Below are 11603 nucleotides of genomic sequence, written 5' to 3' on the forward strand. Positions count from 1 at the left end.
GACGGCCGCCGCGCCGCGCCCAGCCGACCCGACGACGCCGCTCAGGGCAGCGCCGGCAGCGCCGCCGCGTGCAGCCATGCCCCGAGCATCCCCGCCAGCGACCGCCCCGCCACCGAGCCAGCGAGCGTCACGAAGGCGGTCGTGTCCGCACTCCCGTGCCGATGCTCGGCCGTCCACGCCCGCAGCAGCTCGAAGAACGCCGCGTCCCCGATCGTGCGCCGCAGCGCGTGCAGCGTCAGTGCCCCGCGCTTGTAGACGCGGTCGTCGAACATCGCGACCGGCCCCGGATCGGCGACCACCAGATCCTGGGGAGCGGCGGCCAGCAGCCGATGGTGCTCGCGCGCCAGCGCGTCCGCCGACGGTCCGCCCCGCTCCTCCGACCAGAGCCACTCGGCGTAGCAGGCGAAGCCCTCGTTCAGCCAGATGTCCCGCCAGGCGCGCACTCCCACGCTGTTGCCGAACCACTGGTGGGCGAGCTCGTGCGCGATCAGCCGGTCGCTGCCGTGCTCGCCGTCGATGTGGTTCGCCCCGAAGATCGCCATGGCCTGCGCCTCGAGCGGGATCTCGAGCTCGTCGTCGGTGACCACCACCGCGTACCGCTCGAACGGATACGGCCCGAACACCCGCGTGTAGAAGCCGATCATGTCGTCGAGCCGGGCGAGGTCGACGTCGACCCGCGCCTGCAGCTCGGCCGGATAGTAGCGGTCGACGGGCACGGGGCCCCGGCTCGACCGCATCGAGTAGCGCCCGATCTGCACGGTCGCGAGGTACGCCGAGGTCGGAGCATCCTGCTCGTAGAGCCAGCTGGTGCGCCCGCTGCGGGTCGTGCGATCGACGAGCCGGCCGCTCGCGGCCACCGTGTAGCCCTCCTCGACGGTGACCCGCACGCGGTACGCCGCCTTGTCCTCGGGCCGGTCGTTGCACGGGAACCAGGTCGACGAGCCGATCGGCTGCGACGCGGTGAGCACGCCGTCGGTGAGCTCCTCCCAGCCGAGCGGCCCCCAGGTGCTGCGCCGCGGCCCGGGCCGCCCGCCGTACTCGACCTGCACCGTGAAGCGCTGCCCGGCCGGGATGGCCGAGGCCGGCCGCACCGACAGCACGTGCGAGCTCTGCGAGACCCGCGCGGGCCGCGCCCCGTCGACCTTCACCTTCGAGGCCTTCAGCTTCGACAGCCCCAGGTCGATGCGGTCGAGGTCCACCACGGCCACCGCGGTGATCACGGCGACCCCGTCGAGCCGGTTGGTCTCGACCCGGTAGTCGAGTGCCAGGTCGTAGTGCTCGACCCGGTACGACCAGGTGCCGACCCCCGGCGTGTACGGGTCGCCCGAGAAGGCGACGCCGCGCCCGGTCACGAGGCGTCCCCGCCGGCGAGCGAGGCGGAGCCGCCGGGGAGCACGGCCGAGCCACCGGCGAGCGCGGCCGAACCGCCGGCGAGCCCGGCCGAGCCGCCGGCAAGCACGGCCGAGCGGTACTCGGCGGTGCGCACCTCGCGCCACGGCCCGATCGGGTTGCCGCTCCACCGGCTGCCGGCCGGCACCGAGTCGCCGCGCATCACGAGCGACGCGGGCCCCACCGTGCCGTCGGCGGCGATCCGCGCCGCGGGCAGGATGACGCTGTGCGGGCCGAGGGTCGCACCCCGGTCGAGGTCAACGGTGTCGAGGCTCATGATCCGATCATGGAACAGATGCGTCTGAACCACACATCCCCGGTTCACGGTCGACGCGTCGGCGAGGGTCACGAGGTCGGCCTCGGGCAGCCAGTAGGTCTCGCACCAGACGCCCGACCCGATCCGCGCCCCGAGGCTCCGCAGCCACCAGACGAGCGCGGGCGTGCCGGTCGCGGCCTGCGCGAACCAGGGCGCCGCGACCATCTCGGTGAAGGTGTCGGCGACCTCGCTGCGCCAGACGAAGCTCGACCAGAGCGGATGCTCGCCCCGCCGGATCCGCCCGACGAGCACCCATTTCGCCGCCGTGCTGACCGTCGCGGCCACCGCCCCGGCGGCGAGCAGCACCACCCCGCTCAGCACCACGGCGAGCCACAGCGCCACGGACGCGAGCGCCGCCAGCGCGAACACGACCCCCAACCCGATCGCGCAGGTGACGATCACGGGCACGACGCGGCCGAGCTCCCAGAGGATGCGCGCGACCCGCAGTCGCGCCGGCGGGGCGAAGGTGCGGCTGAGGTCGCCCTCCGCGGCCGTGCGGCGCAGGCGCACCGGGGGCGACCCCAGCCACGACGAACCGTTCTTCGCCTTCCGGGGCGCCGACGACAGCACGGCGACGAGCCCGTCGCGCGGAACCCTGTGCCCGGGCGCCGCCATGCCCGAGTTGCCGAGGAACGCGCGTTCGCCGATCTCGGCGCGGGCCACGTGCATCCAGCCCCCGCCGAGCTCGTAGGACGCCACGAGGGTGTCGTCGGCGAGGAACGCCCCGTCGCGCACCGTCGTCATCGCGGGGATGAGCAGCACGGTCGACGCCTCGACGTCGCGGCCGATGCGCGCCCCGAGCAGCCGCAGCCAGACGGGGGTGAACAGCCCGGAGTAGAGCGGGAAGAGCAGGGTGCGGGCGAGGTCGAGCAGCCGCTCGGTCGACCAGATCTGCCAGCCGACGCGGCCCCGCACGGCGTGCACGCCCTCGGTGACCCCGAGCCCGAGCAGCCGCGTGAGGGCGACGACAAGCACCACCAGCACGACCCCGGCGAGTAGCGTTCCCGGCACCACCGCCATGAGGCTCCGGATGGCCGCGTCGGCGAGACCGTCGGCTCCCCGGGCGGCCGCCAGCATCACGAGCGCCCCGGCCGCCAGCGCGACGACGGGCACGAGCGACAGCACGATCGACGACAGTCCGTAGGCGGCGACCCAGACCGGCCGACGCGGCGGCCGCTCCTCGGGCCACCAGCCGCGGGCCTTGCCGACCCGCGCCGCGGGCGAGCCGGCCCAGCGCTGACCCGACGGCACCCGGCCGAACACCGAGGAGCCCGGGTCGATCTCGGCCCGCTTGCCGATGCGGGTGCCGGGCAGCAGCGTGCTGCGGGCGCCGATGCTCGAGCCGGCGCCGATCCGCACCGCCCCCACCCGCAGCACGTCGCCGTCGACCCAGTAGCCCGAGAGGTCGACCTCCGGCTCGACGGCGGCGCCGCGCCCGATGGTGAGGAAGCCGGTCACCGGCGGCAGGGCGTGCAGGTCGACGTCCTCCGCGATGCGCGCGCCGAGCGCCCGAGCGTAGAGCGTGATCCAGGGCGCTCCGGCGAGGCTCACGGCGCCCACCTGGTGGGCGATCTGCTCGGCGAGCCAGAGTCGCAGATGCCACGAGCCGCCCCGCGGATGGTCGCCCGGCTCCAGCCCGCGCAGCAGCAGCCGCGACGCCACGACGGAGACGCCCATCCGCCCGAACGGCGTGGCGAAGAGCACCAGCCCCACGATCAGCGCCCAGAGCGGCACGGTCGGCAGGAAGTCGAAGCCCCCGAGCGGCACCAGGATCGCGGACGCCGTGAACAGGTAGACCAGCCAGCGCAGCCCGGCGAGCACGAACAGCGGGACGCCGAGCACGGTCTGCAGCACCTGCATCCGCCGCGGGGTGGGCGCGACCGGCTCGCGGGCCGGCCCCGCCGGGGCGCCCGCGGCCTCCGCCTCGTCGGAGCGCGAGCGCAGCTCGTCAGCCATCGCCCCGAGCCGCGGGTGCGCGTACACGTCGGCGACGGTGAACTCGGGGTCGATGGCGCGCACGCCCGCCACGAGCTGGGCCGCCGCGAGCGAGCCGCCGCCCAGGTCGAAGAAGTTCGCCCGGTCGTCGGCGACGGATGCTCCGAGCACTCCCGTCCAGAGGGCCGCGAGCCGCGCCGTGAACGGGTCGTCGATGGCCGGGGCGTCGCCCTCGCCGATCGGGGCGGCACCCGGGAGCGGCCAGGGCAGCGCCTTCTTGTCGACCTTGCCCGAGACCCGCACGGGCAGCTCGTCGAGCACGGCGATGAGCGGCACGAGCGCCGCGGGCAGCTCCTCGCGCAGGCGAACGATCGCCGCCTCCCGATCGAAGTCGGGCGCGACGACGTAGCCGACGAGCATCGGGCTCCCCGCCGCGGTCTGCTGCACGGTCACGGCGGCTCCGGCGACTCCCGTCAGCGCCTGCAGCGCGGCCTCGATCTCGCCGAGCTCGATCCGCCGCCCGCCGACCTTCACCTGGTCGTCGGCGCGGCCCAGGAAGACGAGCCCCTCGGGGTCGTAGCGCACGAGGTCGCCCGAGCGGTAGGCGCGCTCCCAGCCGAGGGTCGGCATCGGCGCATACTTCTCCGCGTCCTTCGCGGGGTCGAGGTAGCGCGCGAGCCCCACTCCCCCGATGATCAGCTCTCCGGATGCTCCGGGCGCGACCGGCTCACCGCTCTCGTCCACCACCGCCAGCTCCCAGCCGTCGAGCGGCAGCCCGATGCGCACCGGGCCGTCGCCCCCGAGCGGAGCCGCGCACGCCACGACGGTCGCCTCGGTGGGACCGTAGGTGTTCCACACCTCGCGGCCCGTGGTGGCGAGACGCTGGCCGAGCTCGGCGGGAACGGCCTCGCCGCCGAAGATCAGCAGCCGCACGTTCTCGAGCGACTCCGCAGGCCAGAGGGCGGCGAGGGTGGGCACGGTCGAGACCACCGAGATGCCGCGGGCGGTGAGCCAGGGTCCGAGGTCCATGCCGCTGCGCACGAGGGAGCGCGGGGCGGGCACGAGGCAGGCGCCGTGCGCCCAGGCGAGCCACATCTCCTCGCAGGAGGCGTCGAAGGCCACCGAGAGGCCGGCGAGCACCCGGTCGCCGGGCCCGAGCGGCTCGTCGATTAGGAACAGGCGCGACTCTGCGTCGACGAAGGCCGCCGCCGAGCGGTGGCTGACGGCCACGCCCTTCGGGGTGCCGGTCGAGCCGGAGGTGAAGATGATCCAGGCGTCGTCGTCGGGGCGCGGGGGCGACACGACGGGCAAGGACGCGGTGCTCGGGTGGGGGGTGCGGGCATCCGGCTCGAAGAGAACGACGTCGGCGGGGGCGGTGCTCGTGCCGGTGCCGGTGGTGGTGGCCGTGGTGATGCTTGTGGCCGCGCCCGAGCCTGTGCCTGTGCCTGTGCCCACGCCCGCGCCTGCGAGCGGGCGGTAGCGCAGCGAACCGGTGAGCACGCCCACCACGCCGGCCTCGCCGAACACGAGGGCGGCGCGCTCCTCGGGGTCGTCGACGTCGACCGGCACGTAGGCGGCGCCCGCGGCGAGCACCGCGAGGATGCCGATGTACAGCTCGCGGTGGCCCGACGGCATGCGCACCCCGACCCGATCGCCCCGGCGCACCCCGGCCGCGTGCAGCTCGGCCGCGGCGGCGATCACCCGCGCCACCAGCTCGCGGTAGCTCAGCGCCCCGTCGCCGTCGTCGAGGGCCGAGGCGTCCGGATGCGCGGCGACGGTCTCCCGCAGGATGTCGACGAGCGTGCGGGCCGGAGCGGCCAGCGCGCTCCGATCGAGCGTGGGCTGCGCGGTGGTCATGCCTCCATGGTGGCGAGGTCAGATGAACAGAAGGAGACGACGAGTGAACGCCGGGCCCTCAGCTGCTCGACCCTCAGCTGCTGGGCCGTCAGCTGGCCGCCCGGCACCTGCTCGGCCCTCAGCTGCCGAAGGCCCAGGGCTCGCGGTCGCCGCGCAGCCGCGACGCGAGCGCGGTCGCCTGCTCGTCGGTCAGCGAGGCGACGTAGTCGAGGATCCCGCGTGCGCGCCCGAAGCGCGCCAGCGAGGCGGGGTCGCTGGTGGGGCGCCCGGAAGCCGGGGCGTCGGCGTCCTCGGGCAGCCACTCCGGCGCATCCGCCCGCAACCGGAAGTACCCGTCGGTGGCCAGCTCGACGAAATCGAGCAGCTTCTGGGGCGCGCGGGTGCCGTCACGCGGGTCGTCGAGCCAGGAGTCGAGCTCGGTGACGAGGGTGTCGAGCACCCGGGCCTGACCGCGCTGGTAGGTGGCGAAGTCGGGCCGGTCGATCACGAAGCGGGTGTGCACGAACTTCAGCACGGTCACGTCGTGCCAGGCGTCGGGCAGCAGCGAGACGTGTCCCGAGCGCACGTTCGGGTCGGCGAGCACCAGCACCGAGCGCTGCAGCCGACCGATCCACGACGACACGAACGACTCGATCGCCCGCTCGGTCTGGCTCGAGCCGTCGAAGGGCACGGCGAGCAGACCCTCCACCAGCTCGGTCGCGACCCGCTGCACCGAGGCGCGGAAGGTCTCGTCGCTCGCGATCCACGGGTCGCGGGAGACGATGCGCCGGCGCAGCAGCTCGAGCGAGTGCCCGGGGATCCGGTTCCACAGCTCGTCGGCGTCGAGGGCGGCGAGCGCCGTCTGCTCGCGCAGGAAGGTGCGGAACTCCACGGCGACCGCCGCCTGCTGCAGCACGCCGGCGCGGTAGAAGTCGTCGAGGTCGTGCAGCGAGTAGGCGATGTCGTCGGCGACGTCCATCACCGAGCACTCGACGGTCTGCTGCCAGGGTGCGATCGCGTCGAAGCCCCGGCGGGCGTCGAGCAGGTCGGCGAGGTCGAGGCTGTAGGCCGAGAACTTCGGCGGGGCGGTCTCCCAGCGGCTCGCGGTCGAGCCGCGCGGCAGCAGGGTCGGGTCGTCGGAGTCGATCTCGGGGCGGCAGAGGGTGCGCCCCCACGGGTACTTCAGCACGGCGGCGCGGGAGGCCGCGGTGAGGTTCAGCCCCTCCTCCACCGTCTCGCAGACGTCGAGCACCGAGAGGATGCGGAACGACTGCGCGTTGCCCTCGAAGCCCTCGGCGAGGCCCAGGCGGTCGCGGGCGAGCCGGTCGAGCACCTGCTCGCCGAGGTGGCCGAAGGGAGGGTGGCCGAGATCGTGGGCGCTCGCGGCGGCCTGCACCACGACCGGGTCGCAGCCGCCGAGTCGGTCGACGAGCTCCCGCTGGGCGGCATCCGTCGTGGTGAGCTGCATCGCGATCGCCCGGGCCACCGCGGTGACCTTGATCGAGTGGGTCAGCCGGTTGTGCACCACCTGGCCCACCCCCGACGGCGAGATCACCTGGGTCACGGCCGACAGCCGCGCGAAGTAGGGCGAGAAGCGGATGCGCTCCAGATCGACCCGGTACTCCGGGAACTCCTCGCCCGTGGCGAACCGGTCGACCGGTTCGGCGATGCGGCGTCGGCGGCGGTTCTCGTCCATCACCTCACCCTATTCGGGCCGTCGCCGGATTTTTTTCGATCCGGGTGCATCCGAACCGGTCTCCGGCCCGGAAGTGCCCCGTGTAAGCAGTTCTCTCTCCGCCCCGCGGAGCACGACCAGGAGGTACTCATGCAGAAGAAGAAGATCCCCGCCGCCATCGCCGCCGGCGCCCTGATCGCCCTCGGCGGCTCGCTCGCCGGGGCGCTCCCCGCGTCGGCCGCCGACGGTGACGCGAAGTTGTCGGTGCTGCACGCCGTTCCCGGACTCACCGTGGACGTCTACGTGAACAACGCCTTGACCCTCGACGACTTCACCCCGGGCAGCCTCGCCGGGCCGCTCGACCTGCCGGCCGGCACCTACTCCGTCGCGATCACCGCGTCGGACGCGGCCGACGCCTCGTCGCCCGCCATCGGACCGGTCGACCTGAAGCTCGACGCCGGCGGCAACTACACCGCGGTCGCCCACCTCACCGCCGACGGCAAACCGACCGCGACGCTGTACACGAACGACACCTCGACGCTCGCCGCGGGCCAGGGTCGCCTGACCGTGCGCCACGACGCCGCAGCCCCCGCGGTCGACGTGCTCGCGGGCGGGTCGGCCGTGGTGAGCAACCTGTCGAACCCCGACGAGAAGGTGCTGAATCTCCCCGCCGGCACCGTGTCGGCCTCGGTCGCCGCGACCGGCACGACCACCCCGGTGATCGGCCCGGCCGACGTGAACGTCGCCGAGGGCGTCAACACGATCGTCTACGCCTGGGGCAGCCTGGCCGACGGCAACCTCGCCCTGGCCGTGCAGACCATCGACGGCCTGCACTCGAACCCGAGCGGCGTGCCCGCCGGATCGGCCGGCCTCGTGGCCACCAACCGTCCGGCCGACCCGACCGGGCTCGTGATCGGCGGCTCCGCGCTGCTCGTGCTCGCCGCGGGCACCGCCGTCGCGCTGCGCCGTCGCGCCGTCGCGAAGGCGGCGCGCTGAGCGGGACGCGCATCCGACGGGCCGTGGCGCGGGCGGGTGCACCCCTCGCCCTCGCCGCGGCCCTCGTCGCCGGGGTGCTGACCGGATGCTCGGCACCGGCCTCCACAGCCGTCAGCGCCCCGGCGGCCCCCGCCGCCACGGCGGCACCGTCCCCCTCTCCATCGGCTTCAGCACCGGTACCGGCCGCGGCCGCTCCCGCGCTGCCTGCCGTGCCGCGGGTCGACGCCGGACTGCCCGCCTCGGCCCCTGCCGTGCCCGAACCGGCGCGGGTCGAGGTGCCGGCCCTCGGCGTCGACGTGTCGGTGGTGCCCGAGGGCATCGACGACGCCGGAGCCCTCGCCCTGCCCGAGGACCCGGGGGTCGCGGCCTGGTACGAGTACGGCCCGTCGCCCTTCGCCGATGCCGGATCGTCGGTGATCGCCGCCCACGTCGACTCGCTGCAGTACGGGCTCGGCGACTTCGCCGCCCTGGCCGGCGCCCCGGCCGGCACCGAGGTGCTGGTGCGCTCCGCCGACGGCACGACGGCCCGGTTCGCGGTGGTGTCGGTCGAGACCACCGACAAGACCGGTGTGCCCGGGGCGACCGTGTTCGACCGCACCGGCGCTCCCCGGCTGACGCTGATCACCTGCGGCGGCGAGTTCGACTACGGCGCCGGGCACTACCTCAGCAACGTGATCGTCACGGCGGCCCCGGTTCCGTGAGGTGGGGGCGACACTATGCTCGGATGCACGACGGTCACGGCGCCCCGGGCGCGAGCGGCCGCACCCGAGCGGCGCGACGAGGCGGCGCGACGACGAAGGCGACCACCTGACGTGAGCGATCAGCACCCCGACGGCGGGGCTCCCCCGCGACTGTCCGCGGTGCCCGCGGGTGCCGACGGGCATCCGGAGACTCTGAGCGACGACGAGCGGCTCGCCCTGCGCTTCGCCGACGGCGACGAGGAGGCGCTGGCCGAGGTATACACGCGGTGGTCGCGCCTGGTCTTCACGCTCGCGCTGCGCTCGCTCGGCGACCGCGCCGAGGCGGAGGACGTGGCCCAGAAGGTGTTCGTCGGCGCCTGGCGCGGCCGCGCGGGCTTCGACCCGGCGCGCTCGGGGCTGGCCGCGTGGCTCGTCGGCATCACGCGGCACTGCATCGCGGATGCGCACGACGCCCGTGCCCGTCGGCTGCGCGCCGAGGAGGCCCTCGTCGGCGGCGCCGTGCTGACCGCGCTGGTGAGCGAGCGCGATGACGAGACGGCCGCGGTGGCCGAGCGGCTGATGATCGCCGAGGAGCTCGACCGGCTCGAGCCCGTTCCTCAGCGGGTGATGCGACTTGCCTTCTTCGACGACCTCACGCACAGCCAGATCGCCGATACCCTCGGTCTGCCGCTCGGAACGGTGAAGAGCCACATCCGTCGTTCCCTCGTACGGCTACGAACACGGTTGGAGGTGAGTGATGAGCCATATCGACCCTGACACGCTGGCACTGCTGGCGATGTCGGAGCTGCAGCCGACCCCGGCCGAGCGCCGGCACCTGGCGGTGTGCGACGAGTGCGCCGCGGAGCTCGCCTCGCTCAGCCGCACCGCGTCGGTGGGGCGCGCCTCGGGGGGCGTGGCGTCGGTGGCGCCGTCGCCGGAGCTGTGGGAGAGGATCCGGGCGGAGCTGGGGCTCGGGGCCGGGGGTGGCAGCGGCGATTCGTCGGCAGTCGTGCCGCCTCTGACGCCGGTCGAGCCGCGGGGGCTGCGTGGGCCGGTGGAGCCGCGTGGCGCGGCCGAGGGGCGCGAGCCGGCCGAGCCGCGGGACACCGCCGCCGAGCCGCGGGACGCCGCCGCGCTGCGCGAGCCCTTCGAGCTGCGCGAGCCGGCCGGGCTGGTTGAGCCCGTGGAACTGCGCGGGCCGGTGGAGGTGCGCGGGCCCGCCGAGCTGCGGGAGCCCGTCGAGCTGGACGGGCGGCGGGGGCGGCGGGGGGCACGTCGGTGGCTGCCGGTGGTGGCCGCGGCGGCGATCGTGGGGCTCGTCGGCGGTCTCGGCATCGGCGCCTGGGTCGGCGTGACCTCGACGCCCACCGGTGCGGTGGTGGCCCGAGCGGCGCTCGACCCGTTCCCCGACTGGCCGGACGCGCGCGGCAGCGCCGTGGTGCAGCAGCTCCCCGACGGCAGCCGCGAGGTCGTGGTCGACGTGGACGACGCGGTGACGGCGGTGCCCGCCGCATCCGACGCCGATCCGCTACGCGAGGTGTGGCTGATCGCCGGTGACTCGTCCGGCCTCGTCAGCATCGGCTTCCTCGACGGAACCTCCGGGCGCTTCGCGGTACCGGCCGGCCTCGACCTCTCCGTCTACTCGCTGGTCGACATCTCGGCCGAGCCCGACAACGGCGACCCGACCCACTCGGGCGACTCCATCGTGCGCGGCCCGCTCCGCGCCGGCTGAAGCGCGGGCGGGGCGGGTCGGTCCGCGCCGGTCAGTCCGCGCCGGTCGGCGAGACCCGTTCAGGCCAAATTGATCCGGTCGGAGTCGCTCATCAGGCTGTCGTCCTCCGACACCTCGAACGCCTCGAGCTCGCCGAGCCGCCCGAGCTGGCCGAGCTCGCCGAGGTGGCCGAGCGCGAGCACCGCGTCCACCAGCGCCCGGCCGCCCGCCACGATCGTGGAGTCCCAGTCGATCTCCGACGCCACGATCCACGCCCGGTCCCCCGGCCAGATCAACTGCGGCATCGGCCCCTCGAACGGCGATCGCCACCCGATCCCCGCCTGCCACGGCCACGCCGGATCGGCCAGCTCCCCCAGCCGCCCCTCGATCAGCCCGTAATCGCGCCCCGGCAGCTCGAAGCGGGGCCCGGCGAACACGACCCCGTCGCCCCACCCCTCCCACACGGCGAGCGTGACGGCGTCCGACGTGGTGGCCGCGGCGAGCGCCGGCACGAGCGCCGCCAGCAGCCGCGGGTCGAGCCGGCCCGTGGGCGGCGCGGTCACCCGCCACCCGTCGAGCTCGACGTCCCCGCGCAGCTCGTCGACCCCCGCCACCCGGTGCCACTGGGCGAGCGGATGCACGACCCTCCCCGTCCGCCGCGCCACCTCCCCCCAGCTGCGGGGCCCGAGCTGCGTCCCGGAGCGGTCGTCGCCCTGGACGGGATGCAGCACCCGCGCGTAGGCCTCGAACCCCCGCCCGGCGACCCCGCCGACGCTGCCCCACCGACCGACCCGCGGCACGATCCACGCCCCGGGCTCCCCCTCCTCGACCGCGCGCATGGCTCATCCTCCCCCGCCGAGGCCACGCCCCACCACCCCCGACCCACCAGCCCGCGGTTCACCACCCCCGCGACCCACCAGCCCGCGGTTCACCACCCCCACGACCCACCAGCCCGCGGTTCACCACCCCCACGACCCACCAGCCCGCGGTTCACCACCCCCACGACCCACCAGCCCGCGGTTCACCACCCCCACGACCCACCAGCCCGCGGTTCACCACCCCCAC

Annotated in this window: 8 protein-coding genes; 4 read left to right on the forward strand and 4 right to left on the reverse strand. The window is 74.9% G+C overall.

The genetic code is table 11. The features are described from left to right. Positions 1-41: 41 nt before the first annotated feature. The 3 genes from NVV95_RS17345 to NVV95_RS17355 form a co-directional block, all read right to left on the reverse strand. On the reverse strand, positions 42-1352 hold the full coding sequence (locus NVV95_RS17345; RefSeq protein ID WP_259487815.1) for a M1 family metallopeptidase: 1311 nt from the start codon (positions 1350-1352) through the stop codon (positions 42-44). After that, entirely contained in the window at positions 1349-5497 is a 4149-nt protein-coding gene (locus NVV95_RS17350; protein WP_259487816.1) for a Pls/PosA family non-ribosomal peptide synthetase, read from the reverse strand. Before NVV95_RS17350 ends, NVV95_RS17345 begins: the two co-directional genes overlap by 4 nt. 118 nt (positions 5498-5615) lie before the next feature. Continuing rightward, positions 5616-7172 (reverse strand): deoxyguanosinetriphosphate triphosphohydrolase family protein, encoded by a 1557-nt coding sequence (locus NVV95_RS17355; protein WP_259487817.1) that lies wholly within the window; start codon positions 7170-7172, stop codon positions 5616-5618. Between the two features lie 129 nt (positions 7173-7301). On the opposite strand from NVV95_RS17355, the gene NVV95_RS17360 reads away from it, so the two are divergent. The 4 genes from NVV95_RS17360 (at position 7302) to NVV95_RS17375 (ending at position 10559) form a co-directional block, all read left to right on the forward strand. Next, entirely contained in the window at positions 7302-8147 is an 846-nt protein-coding gene (locus tag NVV95_RS17360) for a DUF4397 domain-containing protein (RefSeq protein ID WP_259487818.1), read from the forward strand. Between the two features lie 23 nt (positions 8148-8170). Further along, positions 8171-8848, forward strand: coding sequence for a class F sortase (locus NVV95_RS17365; protein ID WP_259487819.1), 678 nt, complete (start codon positions 8171-8173; stop codon positions 8846-8848). A gap of 111 nt (positions 8849-8959) precedes the next feature. Then, positions 8960-9604 (forward strand): RNA polymerase sigma factor, encoded by a 645-nt coding sequence (locus NVV95_RS17370; RefSeq protein WP_310796090.1) that lies wholly within the window; start codon positions 8960-8962, stop codon positions 9602-9604. After that, a complete protein-coding gene (locus NVV95_RS17375) occupies positions 9585-10559 on the forward strand; it encodes an anti-sigma factor domain-containing protein (protein WP_259487820.1) in 975 nt (324 codons plus the stop codon). Before NVV95_RS17370 ends, NVV95_RS17375 begins: the two co-directional genes overlap by 20 nt. A gap of 59 nt (positions 10560-10618) precedes the next feature. Here the strand turns inward: NVV95_RS17375 and NVV95_RS17380 are convergent, their stop codons facing one another. Next, positions 10619-11377: a hypothetical protein gene (locus NVV95_RS17380; RefSeq protein WP_259487821.1), complete on the reverse strand. Its 759-nt coding sequence runs from the start codon at positions 11375-11377 to the stop codon at positions 10619-10621. Between the last annotated feature and the right edge of the window lie 226 nt (positions 11378-11603).

This window comes from Herbiconiux gentiana, from assembly GCF_024978135.1.
Classification (GTDB): Bacteria; Actinomycetota; Actinomycetes; order Actinomycetales; family Microbacteriaceae; genus Herbiconiux; species Herbiconiux gentiana.